The 20,508-nt window shown below is 49.9% G+C and carries 19 protein-coding genes; 17 read left to right on the top strand and 2 right to left on the bottom strand.

All coding sequences use genetic code 11. The annotated features are described in order from the left end of the window. Positions 1 to 108: 108 nt before the first annotated feature. The 5 genes from ABD920_RS22225 to ABD920_RS22205 all read left to right on the top strand — a co-directional run bounded on the left by ABD920_RS22225 (position 109) and on the right by ABD920_RS22205 (position 4,612). Positions 109 to 1,692, top strand: coding sequence for a glycoside hydrolase family 43 protein (locus ABD920_RS22225; RefSeq protein ID WP_345162475.1), 1,584 nt, complete (start codon positions 109 to 111; stop codon positions 1,690 to 1,692). A 163-nt stretch (positions 1,693 to 1,855) separates the two neighbouring features. Beyond that, a complete protein-coding gene (locus tag ABD920_RS22220; RefSeq protein ID WP_345162473.1) occupies positions 1,856 to 2,419 on the top strand; it encodes a helix-turn-helix domain-containing protein in 564 nt (187 codons plus the stop codon). Positions 2,420 to 2,584: 165 nt separating this feature from the next. After that, the gene (locus tag ABD920_RS22215; protein WP_345162471.1) at positions 2,585 to 2,836 is read left to right on the top strand and encodes a hypothetical protein; all 252 of its coding nucleotides are present in this window, start codon (positions 2,585 to 2,587) and stop codon (positions 2,834 to 2,836) included. 48 nt (positions 2,837 to 2,884) lie between these two features. Continuing rightward, the gene (locus ABD920_RS22210; RefSeq protein ID WP_345162469.1) at positions 2,885 to 3,736 is read left to right on the top strand and encodes a DNA/RNA non-specific endonuclease; all 852 of its coding nucleotides are present in this window, start codon (positions 2,885 to 2,887) and stop codon (positions 3,734 to 3,736) included. Positions 3,737 to 4,024: 288 nt separating this feature from the next. Continuing rightward, entirely contained in the window at positions 4,025 to 4,612 is a 588-nt protein-coding gene (locus ABD920_RS22205; protein WP_345162467.1) for a DJ-1/PfpI family protein, read from the top strand. A 226-nt stretch (positions 4,613 to 4,838) separates the two neighbouring features. Here the strand turns inward: ABD920_RS22205 and ABD920_RS22200 are convergent, their stop codons facing one another. Then, positions 4,839 to 5,651: an RHS repeat domain-containing protein gene (locus tag ABD920_RS22200; protein WP_345162465.1), complete on the bottom strand. Its 813-nt coding sequence runs from the start codon at positions 5,649 to 5,651 to the stop codon at positions 4,839 to 4,841. Positions 5,652 to 5,823: 172 nt separating this feature from the next. Here ABD920_RS22200 and ABD920_RS22195 point away from each other — a divergent pair, with 172 nt between their 5' ends. From ABD920_RS22195 to ABD920_RS22140, 12 genes are all read left to right on the top strand, one after another. Further along, entirely contained in the window at positions 5,824 to 6,363 is a 540-nt protein-coding gene (locus ABD920_RS22195; protein WP_345162463.1) for a type IIL restriction-modification enzyme MmeI, read from the top strand. Between the two features lie 239 nt (positions 6,364 to 6,602). Continuing rightward, positions 6,603 to 8,717 carry a tellurite resistance TerB C-terminal domain-containing protein gene (locus ABD920_RS22190; protein ID WP_345162462.1) on the top strand — a complete coding sequence of 705 codons (2,115 nt, stop codon included), beginning with the start codon at positions 6,603 to 6,605 and terminating at the stop codon, positions 8,715 to 8,717. After that, positions 8,714 to 10,039 carry an ATP-binding protein gene (locus ABD920_RS22185; RefSeq protein WP_345162461.1) on the top strand — a complete coding sequence of 442 codons (1,326 nt, stop codon included), beginning with the start codon at positions 8,714 to 8,716 and terminating at the stop codon, positions 10,037 to 10,039. The genes ABD920_RS22190 and ABD920_RS22185 overlap by 4 nt, the downstream gene beginning before the upstream one ends. Then, positions 10,039 to 12,213, top strand: coding sequence for a DEAD/DEAH box helicase (locus tag ABD920_RS22180; RefSeq protein ID WP_345162459.1), 2,175 nt, complete (start codon positions 10,039 to 10,041; stop codon positions 12,211 to 12,213). Before ABD920_RS22185 ends, ABD920_RS22180 begins: the two co-directional genes overlap by 1 nt. 54 nt (positions 12,214 to 12,267) lie before the next feature. Beyond that, positions 12,268 to 13,176, top strand: a complete 909-nt coding sequence (locus ABD920_RS22175) for a BRCT domain-containing protein (RefSeq protein WP_345162457.1) — start codon at positions 12,268 to 12,270, stop codon at positions 13,174 to 13,176. Positions 13,177 to 13,277: 101 nt separating this feature from the next. Next, positions 13,278 to 13,799, top strand: a complete 522-nt coding sequence (locus ABD920_RS22170) for a hypothetical protein (protein WP_345162455.1) — start codon at positions 13,278 to 13,280, stop codon at positions 13,797 to 13,799. Beyond that, positions 13,789 to 14,472, top strand: coding sequence for a nucleotidyl transferase AbiEii/AbiGii toxin family protein (locus ABD920_RS22165; RefSeq protein ID WP_345162453.1), 684 nt, complete (start codon positions 13,789 to 13,791; stop codon positions 14,470 to 14,472). The genes ABD920_RS22170 and ABD920_RS22165 overlap by 11 nt, the downstream gene beginning before the upstream one ends. 192 nt (positions 14,473 to 14,664) lie before the next feature. Continuing rightward, positions 14,665 to 15,564 (top strand): LAPAL motif-containing putative phage structural protein, encoded by a 900-nt coding sequence (locus tag ABD920_RS22160; RefSeq protein ID WP_345162451.1) that lies wholly within the window; start codon positions 14,665 to 14,667, stop codon positions 15,562 to 15,564. Between the two features lie 301 nt (positions 15,565 to 15,865). Then, on the top strand, positions 15,866 to 16,555 hold the full coding sequence (locus ABD920_RS22155) for a response regulator transcription factor (RefSeq protein ID WP_345162449.1): 690 nt from the start codon (positions 15,866 to 15,868) through the stop codon (positions 16,553 to 16,555). Further along, on the top strand, positions 16,555 to 17,856 hold the full coding sequence (locus ABD920_RS22150) for a sensor histidine kinase (RefSeq protein ID WP_345162447.1): 1,302 nt from the start codon (positions 16,555 to 16,557) through the stop codon (positions 17,854 to 17,856). The genes ABD920_RS22155 and ABD920_RS22150 overlap by 1 nt, the downstream gene beginning before the upstream one ends. 101 nt (positions 17,857 to 17,957) lie before the next feature. Beyond that, the gene (locus ABD920_RS22145; RefSeq protein WP_345162445.1) at positions 17,958 to 18,614 is read left to right on the top strand and encodes a hypothetical protein; all 657 of its coding nucleotides are present in this window, start codon (positions 17,958 to 17,960) and stop codon (positions 18,612 to 18,614) included. Between the two features lie 793 nt (positions 18,615 to 19,407). Continuing rightward, on the top strand, positions 19,408 to 19,986 hold the full coding sequence (locus ABD920_RS22140) for a Crp/Fnr family transcriptional regulator (RefSeq protein ID WP_345162443.1): 579 nt from the start codon (positions 19,408 to 19,410) through the stop codon (positions 19,984 to 19,986). A 4-nt stretch (positions 19,987 to 19,990) separates the two neighbouring features. Here the strand turns inward: ABD920_RS22140 and ABD920_RS22135 are convergent. Next, positions 19,991 to 20,508: DUF4386 domain-containing protein (locus ABD920_RS22135; protein WP_345162441.1), on the bottom strand; the 518-nt coding region annotated here is incomplete at its 5' end.

Below are 20,508 nucleotides of genomic sequence, written 5' to 3'. Positions count from 1 at the left end.
GGCGCCGGGTAGAAAGAGCCGAAGCCAGGGTGCTTGCTGCAAAGCCCATACGCCCCTGCTTTCGAAAAAAATCTTTACTTTAGGTGTATTCATAACCGATCCGACCACATGAGAATTCTTTTGCTGCTGCTTTTTTCCTTTCCCGGGCTTTGTCTTTTACCAAGCCAGGCGGAAGGCTCCTTTCAGAAAGAAAACATGGAAAGCCCGGGCCTGAAAGAAACGCCCGGAAACCACCCGCAAGACAGCAGCAAGGGCAAAGAGAATCCGGTCATACCGGGCGATTTCGCCGACCCTTCCCTCATCAGAAGGGGCAATATATATTATGCCACGGGGACTTCATCGGAATGGGCGCCTCATTTTCCGCTGTTCCGATCCACCGACCTGCTGCATTGGCAACCGATTGGCTATGTGTTCAGCCAAACGCCCTCCTGGGCGGCGGGGTCTTTCTGGGCACCCGAGCTTTTTTACCGGAAAGGAACCTATTATGTGTATTATGTGGCCAGAAGAAAAAGCGACGGCGTCTCTTGCATCGGGGTGGCCACCTCCAAAGATCCGGGAAAGGGCTTTACCGACCGGGGCATATTATTAGCGTTCGGGAAAGAGGCCATCGACCCCTTTGTGCTCGAGGAGGGCGGTCAGCTGTACATAACCTGGAAGGCCTACGGGCTCGACCAGCGGCCTATCGAGATCCTGGGCAGCCGGCTCTCGGACGACGGCCTGAAGGTGGAGGGGGAGCCGTTCACCCTGCTTCGGGATGATGCGGGAAAGGGCATGGAGGGACAGTGCCTGGTGAAGCGGGGCGGCTTCTATTACCTGTTTTACTCGCCGGGTAACTGTTGTGGCCGCCAGTGCAGTTACCAGGTCGCCGTGGCGCGGTCCGCCGCGCTGCGGGGCCCTTATACCGAATTCGCGGGAAATCCCTTGCTGGCTGAAACGGAAGCCTGGCAATGCAGCGGCCACGGCACCCTGGTGACCTCCAAAGAAGGGAAAGACTTCTATCTATACCACGCCTACAGCAAAGCGGACGGGGTCTATACCGGAAGGCAGGGCATGCTGGCCGAGGTGCAGTGGGATGGGCAGGACGGGTGGCCCGCGCTACAACCCCTGGGGGAAGAGGCAGCGGCCATCAGGGGGTTCAGGGATGACTTTTCAAAGGCGGCGCTTTCTTACGCCTGGCAATGGGACTTCCGCAACAGCCAGCCGGAATGGAAGATGGATAAAGGCCATTTGTACCTGTCCGGACAAACCGACACGGCAAACCTGACGGGCACTGCGCTAACCGTTCGCCCCTTGGCCGGCGATTATGAGATGACCACCGAAGTGACCAGCCGCAACCCTGCGCTGCAGGGCTTAGTGCTCTACGGCGACGCAGGCCAGTCTGTGGGCGTGGGTGTGACGGGCAACACGGTCACGGTGTGGGAAGCCAGGAACCAGAGAAGACGGGTCTTAAGGGAAGAAAAAATACAAGGGGACACGCCCGTGCGACTGAAAATGAAAGTGGAGAAAGGGTATCAGTGCCGGTTTTACTGGAGCGAAGGAGGAAAAGCCTGGAAAGAAGTCAAAACAGCGGGGGATTACTACAGCGGTGATTTCCTGCCCCCCTGGGACCGCAGCCCGCGACCGGGCCTGGTGCATCGGGGCGCTGCCGGCGAGGCGGCCGGGTTTAACTTCTTTGAAATCGTGTACCGGTAAGGGGTGTATGTATCATGCGGCCCATGGTGAACGAGAGCGGGTGAATTTTAACTAAATGTGCAGAAAGCCCCTAACGGAAAACGAGAAGCGCCGTCAGGGCGCATGATGAACCTTTGCAAACTACAACCGCGTACGCGGAGAAACAGCACATTCTTGTCTTTATATGACTGACCTGAACACGTTTGGCGGCAGGCTCCGGGCGTACCGCAAGAGCAAGAAACTCAAGGGGGAGGACTTTGCCGCTGTCCTGCGGGTGAAGAAAGCGCAGGTCGCGATGATCGAGCACAACGCTTCCAGGACCCCCGCGGAGAAGTTGACAGCGCTGGCAACCGCCTTTCCCGACCTGGACCTGAACTGGCTCCTGACGGGCAAAGGGGAAATGCTGCTGGACCCGGGGCAGGAGAAACTGAGGGCCCTGCTGCAGTCAGCGCAGGAGGAGCTTGGGGCGGCAAAGCAGGCGCTTCAGGCCGCCAGGCGGGAGCTACAGACAGCGGAGCAGGAGCTTGTGTCCGTAAAGCTGGCGCTTCAGTCTGAGCAGGGGGAGCTACAGTCTGCAAAGCGGGAGCTCCGGTCGGTCAAGCAGGCGCTGGAGAAGGAGCAGGAAAAGCTGCAGGCCGTGAGGGAAAGGCTGGATGGGGAGCGCAACAAATCAGAGGCGCTGGAGGAGCTTTTGCGAAAGAACCGGATTGCCGTACCGAAACACAGAGGAGCCGGCCCGGGGGGGTAGTGTTGGGCACCTCGTAAAACCACCTGGCAGCCAGGTGGCTTTTTAGTTTTACGCTGAAAAAAATAGCGGTTTGACAGATGCGCAGCGCTGGGTTGTCTATTCTAGAAAGGCAATCCTTTCCTAACATGCCAGCGTACAAAAAAGTACCTAATCCAAGCAAGGGCCATGCTTAACCTCTTCCTGTTCAGCCACTATTCCCTAAACAAGCGGGCGGACCTTGTCTGGCGGCACGGCCGGTTCCTTGCCTTGCGCCAGGAGAGGGATTGCAGCGTGGCGCTTTATGACCTGAGGGCATTCTTCGCCGAGGTGTGGTACGCGCAGGAGGGAAACGAGATCCTGCTGGTCAGGGGGTTCAGGGATCCCGGCATGCTGGCGCCATACCTGGAGGGGATCGACCTGGAGGGATTGCTGGAGTAAGTTCCTTAACTTTGTTTTTTGCCAAATATGCTGCCTAGCGCCACGCTTATGCTCAGACGACACTACCGCTGCCTCCTGTTTCTCTTTCTCGTTTTAAGTGGCTGCCAGGACCCGGAGGTGGCCCCGCAGCAGACGCTCACACTGGAAGAGGAGCAGCTGCTCTTGGGCAACCCCAGCAATGCCACGGCAGACGAGGGCAACCCCGATAACTACCTGCTGCTGAAAGCCCAGTACGCGCTCTCCTACAGCCGCGAACGGAGCACGCCCAACTGGGTGAGCTGGCACGTGGGCCGGGACTGGCTGGGCGCGGCCGATCGGCAGGATGACTTCCGCTCCGACCCCCGCCTGCCCGGGGGCTGGTACCGGGTGACGGCCTCCAGCTACACGGGCAGCGGCTTTGACCGCGGCCACAACGCACCCTCGGCCGACCGCACCAGATCGGAAGAGGACAACTCGGCCACCTTCCTGATGACCAACATGATCCCGCAGGCCCCCAGAAACAACCAGGAGACGTGGGCCAACCTGGAGGACTACACCCGCGAGCTGGTGCGGGAGGGCCTGGAGGTGTACGTGGTGATGGGCAGCTACGGGGAGGGCGGCACCGGCAGCAAGGGCAGCGCAAAAACCATCGACCAGGGCAGGGTGACGGTGCCCGCGCGGATCTGGAAGGTGCTGGTGGTGCTGGAGGCCGGGGAGGATGACCTGGAGCGGATAAGCACCGGCACGCGCGTGATCGCCGTGGACACGCCCAACAGCAACAGCGTGCGCCCCGACTGGGGAAGCTACCGCACCACGGTGGACGCCCTCGAGCAGGCCACCGGCTACGACCTGCTCTCAGCGGTGCCTCTGCAGGTACAGCTGGCGCTGGAGAGCCGCGTGGACCTGGGGCCGACGCAGTAAGGCTTATCCGCAATGCTTGTTTCCCGGGTAACACGTGTCTGCTTTCAGCATCACACTGTAGTCCTGTAACCCTTTGGTTAGAAAATTGGCATAGTCTTAAAAGCTATTACTCCTAATTCAGAATATCATTCTAAACCTTGATAGGTAAAGATTCAGTAGATATTCCACAGTAAAGCACATTTATGTATGTCTTTTAATTTCGGGAAATTTATGAATGCCTTGCTTTGCTAATTTTTTAATTATACAATATTGCAGATATTTAAAGTTCTGTCATCCTAAATCAGTTTTATGAATTTCAATAAAAAGATTCTTATTATCACCGGTGATGCAGGTGAAAGTTTTGAAATCCTGTACGCATCGCACCGCCTGTTGGAGGCCGGATACCAACCTGTAATTGCAGCACCTGCTGTAAAGCGAATGAACCTGGTGATGCACGATTTTGAACCGGGTTGGGATACCTATATAGAACGTCCCGGTTACCTTATAGAATCTGACCTTGCGTTTGATGATGTAAATCCTGGTGACTACCATTCCCTTCTTATTCCTGGCGGCAGGGCACCCGAATTTTTACGCAATGATCAACGGGTAATAAACATTGTTAAAGCGTTTTATAACAGCGATAAATATGTTTTTGCTATTTGCCATGGCGTTCAAATATTGGTAACCGCTGGCCTGGTAGATGGACGAAAAATCGCATGTTATGAGCATGTAAAATTTGAAGTTGAATCATGCGGGGGGATTTATGTGACCGCGGAACAGGCCGTTCAGGACGGAAAAATTATTACCGGGAAAACATGGCAGTCGCACCCTGAATTTTACAAGCTTGTATTTAATTGCCTGGAAAAAACAAAAGTGGCAGAACACAGGTTGTTATAAATTAACAGTCGTTTGTTTTAGCTATATGCGTGTCTTAATAATTTTCTTATGATAAGTAGGAAAACCTAAATAGAATAAGATAACGCTTCTGAAGCCCTGCCCTCTCCAGGCAGGCGCTAGGAGAGAGCATGGGGTTAAGGTCACACCTAAGCTAAAGGCGGGAAATTGTCATCGTTCACCAGGAACTACCTGCGATTGGCTAGCTAAATCCAGTTATTCAGAGGCGCTACTCAGCTGAATAGGTATAGGATATATTCTCGATAGAGCCGTGCTCAAAAAGTCTCACACATGTTTCGGGCAGTCCGCCTTCGTTGTACGTGCGGACTGCCTGGTAGCTTGCTCCCTCCTTTCGGTTTGTCTCTTTGTCAAGAATTTCTATGCTAGCGATGTTGTTGCTTGTGATGTAAGGCTCTGCAAAGATTTCTGCTGCACCGAACTCGGCTGTTATCTGATGCGGGAGCGCGGGTAAATCTCTCTTATTGCTGTCGGTGACAATGGTGTACTCTTTGGCCTCTCCAGCCACTGAAGCTCTTGCTATGTGTATTTGGTTACCGCTGCTGTATGTAATGACCGTATTTCCCACATAAGCTTCCGGGCTTTCCACCTGTTTGTAAGTCTTTATCTCCGCCAGTTGGTCTTGTGCATTGTAAGAATGCAGGTGGATGAAAGGCTCTGAGTCCTTATATTTCCTGGTAGACCTTACCAGCTGGTTCTTATCGTTGTATTCGTTTGTCCAAACGGTGCCCAGGCGGTTTTCTACCCGTGTTACCCTTCCTTGGCTATCATAGAACAAGTCAGTATGTAATGGCACCAATTCATCTTCTTTGATAATTACGCCGCTTATCCTGACCAATTCCTTTTTTGGGTTATAGCCATAGGTCAAGTCGATGGTGACGCCACCTCCGTTTGCAAAAGTCGTCTCGGACAGTTTCCGCTGGAGAAGGTATGTTTTCTCCGGAGCGGGTGCTTCCTCGTTGTTATCTGAACAGCCGGCGAAGATGAAGAGCACAAGCAGCAGGTAAAGTAAATTTGTTTTCATAAAGATGTATAAGGGTTTGAAAGATATAAGCCTGGTACATGTCGGCCCCAGACCACCCCGCAGGAGCTGCGCACGCTGCGGGGTTAATTAAAACCGTGTTTGAACAGCGTAAATATCGTAAAATTTTTATATAATGCATCTTTAATTTTATAGACGATCCTGAAAACAAACCATGCCCCACACCCCTCCCCCCGCCATCGCGCAATTTATATCCCGCTGGAAGGCCTCCGGCGCTTCGGAACGTACCAATTACCAGTTATTCCTCTCAGAACTTTGTGAACTATTGGGCGTGGAGAATCCAAGGCCAGCGTCCGACAAGGTGCACGAGGCGACCTATACCTTTGAGCGGCCCGTGGTGTTTGACGACGGCGAGGGCAAGACCAGCACCAACTTCATCGACCTCTACAAGAAAGACTGCTTTGTGCTGGATGCCAAGCAAGGCTCCGACAAAGCCTATCTATCCGAGGCGGAAATGCTGGGCGCGGAACGGGTGAAAACAAAGTCCGGGACGGCTTCCCGCGACACCCGCACCTGGGACCGCGAGATGAAGAAGGCCAAGGAGCAGGCCCTGCGCTACGCCCGCTCGCTGCCAGCCATCATCGACATGCACAGCCGCTTCGTGGAGAGCCAAGAGGGGCGAAAATGGATGGGGGAATTGCGGCATTTGGCGCAGGTGGAGCGGGTAAGCATCTCTAGAAGACGTCCCCTATGATGCAGGAAGCACTATAGCGTTTATTAGGGTAGCCGATAAGTATTTTTATGTTTAGTAGATACTGTATTCTTTACTTGGATTATAGATTAGATGACTTACAACATATTTATATAGCTTATTTTCAATGCTTTATAATAAAATAGGCCCATTTGTTCTTGTTATTTTTATAAATCTAATATAGTATATACTTTTTTCTTATATTGTATTGCAAATCTCTTTTCTAGCAAGCTTTGTAGTACATGAAGACTTTCATTAGCGTCATCCGTTGGTTCTTTGGACTTTTCTTTTGTTTAGGATCCATTGGCGGCTTTGTTAACGGTGATACGTTAGCCGCACTGATAACTTTGATAGTGGGGCTACTGCTGCTACCTCCTATAACAGCAGCGCTTTCTAAAAAGAAAGGAAGCAGCAAGAGCTTCTCTCCAGCCAAACCAATTAGCACCCCACCTTCTGCTCTTAATCTGACCCGAAGAGAAAATACCCTGCATAAAGAACAAGCAAGAAAGCTGGCAAGGCCTATAAGAATGGAGAATAAAACTACTGTGACAGAGGATAGCTCTATCATTGATGTGACAGGAGAAGCCTATAAGCTCAACTACAGGACACAAGATGCCACTAAGAAAGACCAGGATCTAGGGGTGCCTACCTGGAGCCACCAGTATGTGTATTCTTATGCTGAAATAAACAGGGCTACTGGAGCGCAGATTAGGTTTTATAAGCGCTTTAAAGAATCGTTTTTGAATAGTGTTTATCTTGATCTTGAAGGAAACACCAACTATGCATTCATACTCCTTTTCGATTTACTAACCAATGAGTATGAAAAGCATGGAGACCTTACTAAGTTGGAGGATGATCTGGCAGCTTTGGGGCACCACTACCCTAAAACAAAGTCTTATGCAACATCCTTCCTCATTCAGAAGATGGAGGCAGCAGGTGACAGGCAGGGGGTAGAAAGACTTAGAGGCAGCCAGTACAGTTATTATAACTCCTATCAGAGCAACTATGGCAGTGAGTATTGGAAGCTGGGAAGCAAGTATAAGACAAAGCTGGCGCTGACAGAGGAGGAGACAGTACTGCTGAACAAACTCTGGGATCCGGGGAATAATTTCTGTGGGGTTGAATTCTGCTTACTCGAGGTGAGCAAGCTTTACCTGGCCATTATAAAGAAATTAGGAGACAGATGTGCCGTAGAGGGATCGTCGCTACAAAATGAATTTAAGGCTGTGTCCGATGTAGTTGCCCGCAAGTATTTCAAGTACAGGAGTAATTCTAACAACTATAAGTATAGCATAGAATCAACCTCCAACGAGCTTTACGGTACAATTTTTAAGCATTGCGAGAATGCCGTCCGGGAGTATTACGGGCATAAACGGAAAGTAAGCACAGAGACTGTCTACCACACAATCCCAGAAGTAGCAGTCGTGTTTGAGGAGAAACTGACAACCAGGATCAATGCCATTATTCCCGAGCTGCTAAGCAGCATTAGCTTACCTGATGAGGCCACCGAAAATGAACTTAATGCCCAAAACACGACACGGTGGAAGACAAGGTTTGAAGAAATCGCCGGCAGTTCCAAAGGGTCAGACGGGAAGCAATTCATTAAGGACATTAGACAGCTTGGAGAACTTAATAAAAAGAACCCTTCGCTTGAGAATATTTATTTTGAAGCATCTAAGTTTATCGCTAAAACAGACGGCGAGGCCGCTTTAGTCCTTTATATCCATTACCTGTACTATGATTTGCAATCCGTTGCTTTCAATAACAAGCAATTCACCAAGACTGTCCAGAAAAGCTTGTTTAAAACTGAGGAGCAATTAAACGATTTCAAAGCCATCATCAATGAACTGATACGGGAGCGGGATTTAGAGAAGGCCGTTCAGGCTGTATCCAGCTTATATGCCCCTAAGAGAAAGAAAATACAGATCAACAGAGATGCCATAAAAGAAGTGCAGCAGCAGCATGCCGGTACGGTAGAGCTGTTGAATGAATACCTTCAAGAGGACGATGAGCCTGTACAACCTGATGCTAAGAATGGCCCAGCGGATACTATCGAAGAAGAAATCTCTTTTGAGAGTTTGATTCCAAGGGCGAAAGGTTCTGATGGTTTCTTCCTGGATAGCATTGCTTTAAGTGGCGTACAGTGTGATTTACTGCGGCTTTTTGCCGATAATAATTTTACTATTGCCCAGAAGGAGGTGGAGGTTTTCTCCAAAGTCAACAAACAGATGCGGAACCAACTCATCGATAGTATCAACGAGACCTGCTATGAACAGCTGGACGACGTGTTAATCGAGGAAGAGGGCGAGTATTACATGATCTATGAAAACTACTTTCAACAACTCATAAAGAAATGATAGATAATATCAAACCGAAGGAGGCCACCGCGATCGTTAATTCGCTCTTGGGAGGTGTTGTCCCTAAGATAGGGGTGCAGCACATCACCGTGGGGAGGTCCGCAGAAATAGAGGCTTTTATCAAATCCCTGGAGGACGTGAAGAACGGGCACAGCATGGTCAAGTTCTGGATCGGTGACTTCGGCTCCGGCAAGTCCTTCATGATGCACCTGCTCAACACAGTTGCCCTGAAGCAGAAGTTCGTAGTGGCCAACGCTGACTTCACGCCAGACAACAGGCTTTATGCTAACGACGGAAAGGCTGTGGCGCTGTACTCAGCTATCATGGACAACATATCCATCCAGACGAAGCCTGAAGGTGGGGCACTGGCCACACTGCTGGAGAAATGGATTGAGCAGGTCATTACCAAGACGGCACAAGACAAGGGCATTTCTCTGACTGAGATCAGGGACGAGCGGCACCTGCCTCTGGTCCAGGGCAGCATCATGCGTACTATCAATGAGATCACGGATGTGGGTGGCTTTGACTTTGGGATGGTGGTCATGAAGTACTACGAGGGCTACATCAGCGATAATGAGCAGCTGCGAAGGAGCGCCCTGAAATGGCTGAAGGGAGAGTACCGGACCAAAACGGAGGCCCGGCAGGACCTGGGAGTGCGCGAGATAATCCACGACCTGAATTACTACGACATGCTCAAGAACTTCTGTAGGCTGTTCGTGAGCATGGGTTACAGTGGGTTCATGATCAACCTGGATGAGGCGATAAACCTTTATAAGATTTCTACTTCCGTCATGCGTGAGAAGAACTATGAGAAGATTCTGACCATCTATAACGACTGCTTCCAGGGCAAGGTCAACAACTTCTTCATCAACTTCGCCGGAACGCATGAAGTGCTTGAGAATGAGCGCCGGGGTCTCTTTAGCTACCAGGCACTTAAGTCACGGCTGGAGACGAATAAGTTTGAGACGCTGGAAGTGCGGGACTTCTCGCAGCCAGTGATCCGCCTGATGCCCCTTAACCACAACGAAATATTCGTGCTCCTCAAGAAGCTGAAAGCAATTTTAGATTTCAACTATAAGGTGCAATTGGATATCACCGACGAAGAGATCCATCTTTTTATGGAGGAGATGTTTAACAAACCCGGAGCCAGCGAATTCCTGACACCACGGGAGGTGATCCGGGACTTCCTCAATATACTGAGCATCATCCGGCAGAATCCCGGTGTCGACAAGAAGCAGCTCTTCGGACAAATAGAGATACGCGACGAGCGGCCTGACGAGAGGGAAGTAGACAGTCTGGTAGATAATATTGAGGTGCTTTAATGCCTTACGAGCTGCTCTCTGAACCCATTCGCAGATATGTCCGTGACAAACGATGGGAGTCACTGCGCCCAATCCAGGGAGCGGCGATACAGCACATCTTATCCACTGATGCCAATTTTATCCTTGCTTCCAGAACAGCATCCGGTAAAACGGAGGCTGCCTTTCTGCCCATACTCTCCAAAGTAAACTTTAGGGAGGCGGGTGTGCAGGTGCTTTACATCTCGCCGCTCATTGCCTTAATCAACGACCAGTTCCATCGGATTGAAGAGCTATGCAAGTACTTGGATGTGAAGGTGACCAAATGGCACGGGGAGGCGAATAGGACTGAGAAGAAAAAACTGGTGCAGGCACCCGAGGGGATCGTGCTGATCACGCCGGAGTCACTGGAGGCAATGTTTGTCAACGCCCCCTACAGTGTCAGCGCCCTTTTCTCCAGCCTTAAGTATGTGGTGATTGACGAGATCCACTCGTTCCTGGGAACAGACCGCGGTATTCACCTGAAGTCCATTCTTTCGCGCCTAAGCAAAGTGAATAAAAACAGATTTAATGTAGTCGGTCTATCGGCTACTATTGGCGACTATACAGAGGCGAAGAAATTTACAGGGGAAGAGGGTAATACGAAGGTACTGCTGGACAAGACATCAAAGGAGATGCTCACCTCCTTCCGGTACCATAAGGGAGCCACTGCTGAACTGCCGGTGGAACTAATCAAAGACCTTTATAAGCAAACCTGCAGCCACAAAGTGCTCATATTTCCCAACAGCCGGGGCAAGGCGGAAGAGATCGCTGTTAAACTCAAGCGGATATCAGAAAAAGTAAATGGCCATCCCCACTACTTCTCGCATCATTCCTCAGTAGACAAGGAGGTCCGGGAGTATGTCGAGCATTTTGCAAAGCACAACCAGCGACAGAATTTCTGCATCTCCTGTACCTCTACCCTGGAACTGGGCATTGACATCGGCTCCGTCGACAAAGTTGTGCAGGTGGATGCCACTACCTCCATCGCCTCCCTGATCCAGCGTGTGGGAAGAAGCGGCAGGAGGGAAGGCGAAAAGAGCCAGCTCCTGCTGTACGCCACGGACAAGTGGAGCCTGCTGCAGTCACTGGCTTGCTGGCTGTTGTACCAGGAGGGTTACATAGAGCCTGTAAGGACAGCCGTGAAGCCATATGACATATTGCTGCACCAGGCGCTTTCCACTGTCAAGGGAGCCTCGGGCTGCATGAGGGAGGAGCTGACCCGAAGGCTAATGGACAACCACGCCTTTACAGAGATCACTGAAACAGAAATTCACGAGATCATCCAGGAGCTGGTGCAGCATGAGTGGCTGGAGGTACTCCACCGTGAGCTCATCATTGGTGTGGAGGGGGAAAGGGCTGTAAACACCCGGGAGTTCTACAGCGTCTTCAAGACAGAACCCAGCTTTAAGGTTGTGAATGCCGGAAAAGCAATCGGCCAGATACCGCTCACAGAGCAGGTGCGGGAGGATGAGAACATCCTGCTGGCGGCCAGGATATGGAAGATCAAATACGTGGATCTTAAGGCAAAGAAAATTGAAGTGACACCCGCTTCCGATGGTAAAAAGCCTATCTTCTTCGGGGGTGGTGGCACGGTGGATGCACGGGTTCGCCAGAAGATGCTTCAAATCCTTTTTGCAGACACTGCCTATTCTGAATTGGATGAGCCAAGCCAGGAAGCCATCGCTGAGCTGCGCAAAGACTTCGCGGTCTTCCCGCTTAGCGACCATAGTACCGAAAGGCCAGTTCTGGAGAAGGAACTTCAAACCACCTTCTACACCTTTGCCAGCACGAAGGTCAACAGGAGCCTTGCCTTTCTTTTGGATTGCCTTGACCTGGGGTACGACTATGACGAGCACAGCAGCAGCTTCACCCTTTCTGTCAGTCCTACCCTACTGGCCGACTTGTTTGAACAGCTGGTTCTCTTTATAGATGATGTGGACTTTCACCTAGAGCAGGCTGTGCAGCAGAACGAGTCCCTGCTGGATTTCTCTAAGTGGGGTGCCATGCTGCCTGTTAAATTCAAAGGCGAGATCCTTAAAGAGAGATACTATGATTTTGGGGAGGCGCGCAAGTTGTTAAGCAGCGTAAAGCCGGTGCCTAACAACACAGCTCCTGTAGCCTTAGAAGGCAGTCAATCTAAACTGACTGTGCATTGATTGAATATTAAATGTGTATCTCTTGTCCTACTAAACAATAACAATTTAAACCCAATGAGCACAGGCAACTACGACAGCTTAGTCTACCGGAAGCACACCACCCGAAGCGAGGCAGACAAAGCAATCAATTCCCTCAAGGGCATCCTGCAGGGCATAAAACTGGACGGAGAAGTCAATGCCTCCGAAGTCAAAGAGCTTCAGGGCTGGTGCACAAAGCACCATGACCTTGTCAACAGAAATCCCTTCAAAGAGCTGATGCTTCTGATAAACGAAGCAGTAAACGAGGACGCGAACAGGCCAGAGCTGATGGAGGACCTTGTCTGGCTGTGTCAGCAATATGAGCACAATAGTGTCTTTTACGATGCCGCGACAGCGGATTTGCAAATCCTCCAAGGCATCTGCCATGGTGTTCTTGCTGATGGGATGATTACTGACAAAGAGGTAGAGGAACTAGACAAATGGCTTGATGGCCACGCACACCTTGATACCTATTACCCTTACGATGAAGTCAGCAGCCTAATCACCTCAGTCCTGTCGGACGGGAAAGTAGACGAACAGGAGAGAAAGCGCCTTATGGCCTACTTCAATGAGTTTGCAAAACTGACGGATAAAGAGCTGAGCAGAAAGATCAGCAGTGAGATTGCCGAAATAAAGATTAGCGGTATTTGTACCTCCAACCCAGATATTCACTTTGACGGTAGAACATTCTGCTTCACAGGCCTTTTTCAGAGAGCCACCAGAAAAGAAATTGAGACGCAGGTGGCTAAGCTTGGGGGGCTTATCAGCGGCAGTGTGACGAAGAGCACAGATTATTTGATTGTAGGCGACAGCGGAAACCCCTGCTGGGCCTTTGCCTGCTATGGTAGGAAAGTAGAGAAGGCCATCTCTATGCGCAAGGAAGGGTATAGGATCTCCCTTGTGCATGAGTATGACTTTTGGGATGTGGTGGAGGACATGCACTAGTTATGAGTTCTTATAGCTTTGGTACACAGTCTTTCTAAGGCAGGCGTACTTGTTCTTTTTTTTCTTAATTTGCAATTCGCGAATCAAGAATTAAGAATACCATGAAGAAGCACAGCGGTATGCGTCCACAGGACATTGTGGTACTGCTTGATATCATCGCCAAAGGTGGGAGCCATTGGATGATGAAAGACATTGCCCAGGAGGCTAATATCAGCGCCTCAGAGGTGTCGGAGTCGCTCCATAGATCTTACGTGGCGGGGCTAATTGATAAGTCGAAGAAAAAGGTGATGCGGCATGCTTTATTTGAGTTCCTAACGCATGGCCTCCGCTATGTCTTTCCGCAGGAACCTGGCGCGATCGTGAGGGGGGTGCCCACTGCATTTAGCGCACCTCCTTTAAACAATATGATCATGAGCAATGAGAAACTGGTCTGGCCCTACGCAAAGGGAACGGAAAGGGGGCAATCGGTAGAACCGCTTTATCCTACCGTTGTGGAAGCCGCACTTAGAAACCCTAACTTACATGAATTGTTAGCATTAGTTGATGCACTTAGAGTGGGCAGAATACGTGAGAGAGAGTTGGCAAGCATAGAGTTAGAAAAGCGAATCATGAATGGACGGTAAAGCAGTAAACATAGGAGTTATTAAAAAAGTAGCCTATGGATTGCAGGAGCTTCGGCAGGAAATGGTATTTGTAGGCGGTGCGACGCTCAGTCTGTATGCCGACGATCCCGCAGCCGATGCTGTTCGGCCAACCAGTGATATTGATTTGAGTGTTTCTCTCGCAGGCTATGGAGCATGGAACAGGCTTCAAGAGCGTTTACAAGAGCTAAAGTTTCACCCGGATCCGCAGAGCAGCGTGATCTGCCGCTTCTCCTATAAGGGTATTACCATTGACGTGATGCCGGATGACCCGAAAATATTGGGTTTTAGCAATCCTTGGTACCAGCCTGGGCTGGAGCAGTCAATCCAAACTGCCTTACCAGGAGGAGAGCTGCGTATACGCATCCTGCCAGTAGCGTATTTCTTGGCAACAAAGTTTTCAGCCTATCACAACCGAGGCGGTGATCCGCGCAGCAGCCATGACTTTGAGGACATAGTATATGTCACAGACAACAGAGTAAGGCTTGTGGACGAGATTGCAAACTCACCAAATGAGGTGAGGGAGTATCTGAAGCAAGAGTATGGGGAAATATGGAAGAACCGCTATAGAGAAGAGATATTAGGGTGCCATTTGGGAGACCATGATCGGTTGCCGCTTCTAGAGGATAAAATTGAGAGAATATTACTGCTTTGAACACATTACAGAAATGGAAGTAGTGTAGGGTTAAAATATCTTCGCATACACTTTTTCTTGCCTAACTTTTTGATGATTATTAAGCTCTTGGTAGCTGCTTTTCATATCTACCTTAGAGGGATAGATGGGTTAAAATCTAATGAATTCATGGCATTTTTATAAAAGAATATTTGTTGTGAATGTAATATGTATATGGTAGAAAACATAAAAGACGTAACAGTTGATAATGAATTTAAGGTCAAATTCGATGGTGAGCTGCATGAGATTGACGCTAATACCTTCGTCAATTACCTGATCCATTTAAACTCTATTATCCAAGAGGTAAATAGGGAGCTAAAACCAGAGACAAAAATAGATGTAAAAATCAAGGCGCTGGAAAGGGGTAGCTTCTTAGTTCATATCGAGCTAATAAGAAATCTAATTTCATCAGTCCCAGGTTTATTTAATAGCGCCAACCTTACCGATGCGGCCAGTATTGTTGCAATAGTTAGTGGGCTTTACAATTTGAAACAATTTTTGGCAGGCAAAAAACCAGCTCAGGAAACTGCTTCAAATAATGGTGTAACCATTCAAAATCAAAATGGTGGGACTTTAACTGTCACCAATCATGTCTACAATATTTATACGACCAATTTCACGGTGAATGAAGCGATCTCGAAGAGCTTTCAAACGCTGGAAAATGATGAATCAATTGCAGGATTTTCTATTACTGATGTAGAAGAAAAGCCTATAATAACTATCCCTAGAGAAGACTTTAGCGCACTATCAGAGCCTAACCAAATAATAGAAAAAGACACTGATACCATTGATGTGCCGGACGCTAAGCTTAGCATCATCAAATTATCTTTTGATCCTAAGCTAAAATCTGATTTTTACTATGAAGGTCGGAAAATAACCGCCAAAGTGATTGATCAGACCTTTTACAGAAGTATTGACCAAGGAAGAAGCTTTTCTAAGGGTGATTCTCTTGTCGTAGTTCTAAAGATAAAACGAGTTTTTGATCAATCTGTGAACCACTACATTCACAAAGGCTATGAGGTTGTTGAAGTGATTCAACATATTCCAAGAGAGCAACAGCAGAATCTGTTCTAATAAATAGTTAATTATAAGCATGCTGGACCTAACATACTTATAACGGCAATTATGTTTAGGACACAGGAGCTTGAGGCATGCTATTGCTTGTCATAAGATGTTAGCAGCAAACCCACAGGCACCAATCAACCATGCCCGTGATGGGAAGGCAGCACCCCCGCCGGGCACCTGCCTATGGAGCTCCGTGCTCTTCAAATGAAAAAATGCGGCAAGCCGCTTTGGAATAGGCATAAGCAGCCAGAGAGTTTTAACGCCACCTGCACCTTACTTCAAGATTTCCTCAAAAAAGAACCTTACATTCATGGGTACTATGAAAGTGCTGATCATTGAGGATAACCGGGAGCTTGCGCAGAACATCAAGGATTTTCTGCTCCGTGAGGGCTACCTATGCGAGCTCTGCTTCTCTTTTGAGGAGGCGGAGGATAAGCTGGTGTCCTATTCTTACGATTGCATTGTGCTGGACATCATGCTGCCGGACGGGAACGGGTTGAACCTGCTCCGGCAGATCAGGTCAGAGAAGAATGAAAGCAGCGTCTTGATCATCTCAGCCAAAAACGCCTTGGATGACAAAGTCAAGGGACTTGACCTGGGGGCAGATGACTATATCACCAAACCCTTCCATCTCCCGGAGCTGCATTCCCGTTTGAAGGCTATCTACCGGCGCAAGTTCCTCCGGGCAGACAGCACCATCACCTTCCAGGAGATCAGCGTGGACGCCGCCGCCGTGGAAGCAAGAGTGAACGGCACGCTCCTGGACCTGACCCGGAAGGAGTTCGACCTGCTGCTTTACTTTCTGATCAGCAAGAACCGGGTGCTGAGCCGCCAGTCAATCGCCGAGCACCTGTGGGGCGACTACACCGACAGCCTCGACAACTTTGATTTTGTGTACCAGCATGTGAAGAACCTGCGAAAGAAAATCACATCCTCTGGCGGCAAGGATTACATAGGGACCGTGTACGGGTTAGGTTATAAATTTGACACAGGCCGCTAATGAAACTACCCAGGCTAAGGCTAATCGACCAGCTGACCCTCTGGTTCCTTCTCGTGACTGCGCTGGTATTGTTGGTTGGCGGTGTCATTGTCTTCCACGTCGTGCAAAGGGAAATCATCCGGGAGGATGCCCGCCGGCTCCAGGACACGGTCGAGCTGTTGGCCCGGAACCTGCGGGAAGGCACCGAAACAGGGCAGCTGGATGGCTACCAGGTAAACATCCAAGAACTGGACCCGGCGGCCCGGGAGATTCCCATGCATGTCAAGGACACGGTGGCCTGGTTCCCCCCGCACCAGCATTATGAGCGGGAGCTAAGGGCGGTCGCCTCTTATAAAATCAACGACAGGCACTACCAGATCGCCGCCTCCAACTTAGTGCCCGAGCAGGATGAGATAGCGGATGGGGTGGTTCAGTCCCTGGGCTGGACTTTTGCTCTCCTCCTGGTGCTGGTCGGGCTGCTAAGCCGGTTTCTGTCCTGGAGGATGCTCGCCCCGTTCAACCGGACCCTGCAGGCAGTGAAGTCTTTCTCCTTGACGAGGCAAAGCCCGCTTCGGCTCAGCCCCACCCGGACAAGTGAATTCAGGCTGCTGAACCAGTTCCTGGAGAAAATGTCCCGGAAAGCGGTGGCGGACTACCGCTCTTTGAAGGAGTTCACCGAAAACGCTTCCCATGAGCTGCAGACACCCCTGGCTGTTATTCGGGGAAAGCTGGAACTGCTGATGGAGACGGAAATCAGCGACAGGCAGGCCAGCCTCATACTGGCAGCCCATGAGGCGGTGGAGCGGCTCTCCAAAACGAACCAGGCCCTGACCCTGCTCACCAGAATGGAGAACCAGGAGTATAAGCCCACCGGGCCGGTAAACCTCAGCAAGCTCCTGCACCATGCCCTGCGTGCCTACCATGAGCTCTTCCTGATGAAGAGAATCGGTTTGGAAACGGAGATAGAGGAAGAGGCAGAGGTAAGGCTGAACGCCGCACTGGCCGACATCCTGCTCCATAACCTGATCAGCAACGCCATTCGCCACAACAACCAGGGCGGCAGGGTAAAGGTCGCGTTGACGTCAGCAAGGCTTCTTATCCAGAACACGGGGAGGCCCCCTCAGTTACAGCCGGAACAACTGTTTCAGCGCTTTAAGAAAGATAACCAGAGCGCTGACTCGATTGGCCTTGGCCTGGCCATTGTCAAGCAGATATGCGATCTGAACGGCTTTGGGGTGAGTTACCGGCACCGGGAAGGTTGGCACAGGCTGGAGGTGCTATTCGACGCGCCATCCCGGAAAATGCCCGAAGCCGCAGTTTAAAACCAGCCTGTTGGAGGGTAAGCCCTGAAACTTCAAGATTTCTATAAAGTCTCCTGCTTCATTTGCCCAAAATAAGTGGCGGACTTTAAACAAATGGAATTATGAGGCTCAGTTCAACATGCGGCTCCCTTCTTTTGCTGTTCATGCTCCCAGGCTGGCTTATGGCGCAAACAGCAGGGGAGATTGCCTTTTCTCGTCCTGCCATAACTGTTTTGGGCAGCGGAAATCATCAACACATAAAAAAACAAGCGGCATTATACCTCGATCACTTGGATATTCAGGAGAATATTCAAGTGACTATAATTTTATCGAAGAATCTGCCAAAAACACTGCATGGAATAACCCGTTCCTATCCTTTGAAGCTGGCAGATGCTGATCAGGTTATCCGGGTGTGGGTTGATGCTAATTTGAACAGAGAATATCAATCGCTTGTGCTAGCCCATGAAATGATCCACGTTAAACAATTTGCAAAAAAAGAGCTGGTAGCTCATGAAGACAGGATGATTTGGAAAGGCACAACATTCTACAACTTCGGCGACTACGACCGGCACACGCCCTGGGAAAAAGAAGCTTATTCCACTGATCAGAAATTAGCCCGGCTGGTTCCACGGGCAGCAGATAAAAACAATATGTTAGAAGCGAGTAGCAAACTTACCGTCAACACCCCCGCGAGCGATGATAAGGATTATGTGAAAATCGAACTGGATACTAACACAAAGAACTTAATCGCATGCTCTAAAACTTCCTGCGACTTATAAACCTGTTACTGTCCAATCCTTGAATAAACCGTCTCGCGAAACCCCCGAATCTCGATACTGAGTGAACCGGATCTGGAAGTCCCTCAGACACAGAAGCTCGGCGTACGCGTATTCCCGCATGGCCGTCTCCCGAATCAAAAGGGATTTTTTGTTTTTGAGACGGGTTGATGAGACAGGCTACGTCCAGGGTGGCACCAAGCATTAAACCTTGCAGCGCTGTGCCCTGCCCCCCTCTGCTTCATGAGGTCAATGTCCCTCATGAACCTAATGGGTCTCATTAAACTCATCCTTCCCATTATCATCATTAACCTCCTGAATCAACTTAGTCTCATCAAGTACAAAGGGGAGAAGAGCGTATCGGGAAGCGCGCATCCTGTAAATGGAGTTATTCTTTTGTTTCACTTACTCATCTCACGAAACAAAATCTGGATTTAAATTTTGAGACGGCAAAGTGGGAACCCCCGCCTATGGCATGCTGCGTTTGCGGGCGCTTCCGGCTCTGTCTTCCTGAAACTCATTTTACTGGCGTTTCGCGGGACTGCTATAGTTTTAGCCCAAACCATCCTGCACCTGCCAAGGCTTCATAGTAATCCTGGCTTCAGCACGTGTGGGAGGCAGGGATTGACGCAAAATTGCTTATATTGAAGAAGCAGGACGGAAAAAAGTAAAATAGCTTTGAAAACTTCTGGTCCTACACCCAAGTTGAAGCAGGCCACCTCCGTCCACAGGTAGATAACCGCCTGTTGACGCATGTCCCCGAGTTGTAGACAATGAATCTGAAACAACCATAGGAATGGAACAAAAGATCCTGGAGTATATTGCAAAGTACGTTCCGCTCACGGAGGAAGAGAAAGCATCTGTTCTGAAGGTGGTTCCCTACAGGACTTTCAAAAAAGGGACCCACCTGCTCAGGCAGGGGCAAGTTTCCAAGGAGTGCTATTTCAATATTCAGGGCTTGGTCAGGCAGTATGAAATCATCAATGGAGAAGAAAAGAGCACTTATTTCTATTCGGAGGGGGAGGCAATAGTGGCCTTTGACAGCGCCTCTAAAAATGCTCCCTGTACCTTCAGCTGGATTTGCGAGGAAGATACCACACTGGTTATTGGCAGGCTGGACAGAATCGAAGGCGCGTATGCTGAGAACCCCAAACTTGAGAAAATGTCAGGGCTCTTCATGAGCCGTGAATTTGGGAAGTATCAGAACCTGAGTTCCTCCTTCATAACACTGAGCCCCGAAAAACGCTACTTGCAATTATTGGAAAAAAGACCGGATTTAATAAACCGGGTCCCCCAGTATCACCTGGCAAGCTACCTGGGCATAAAACCCGAGACCTTGAGCAGAATACGGAAACGAATCTCCGGGAAACAATGACAAATCATGCTGTGAGCGGAGGTGCAGCGCTTCTGTGCCTCACCCAAAGCCACACGCCAAATGACAGCTCTGAAAAGGTCATGGGGATGATGAAAACGGCAATGACAGTAATCTTCAACAGAGCAAAGTCAGGGGCAAAGAGGCTAACCAGGCTGTTCATGCCATAGCCTACACCGGCACTCAGCAGCATCCAGGCAAACAGTTTTGGGATCCCGTTGACCTTCAGCAGAAGAAGGGCGAGGAAAATCAGGTGTAGGCCGAAGAAGATGAGCCCGACAGCAAAACCGTAGTGGTGCATTTTCAAAAACTGCATCGCCTGCGCGGCATACACGCCTGCCTGGCCTGCGTCTGTCTCAACCGGAACTGAATACAAGTCCCTGGCTAGAAACAGCCCTACAATGGCAAACCCCTTGACCGCAACATAAACCAGCCTCAGGCTAACCATCAACCATGCAGTGGACTTACCTGCCGAATGGAACAAAGCATACAGGGAAACCGACAGGAGAACATCCAGGATAATGA

It is taken from the genome of Pontibacter saemangeumensis (assembly GCF_039541895.1).
GTDB classification, from domain to species: Bacteria; Bacteroidota; Bacteroidia; order Cytophagales; family Hymenobacteraceae; genus Pontibacter; species Pontibacter saemangeumensis.
The sequence above is the reverse complement of the archived record's forward strand: the minus strand, read 5'-3'. Positions and strand labels throughout refer to the sequence as shown.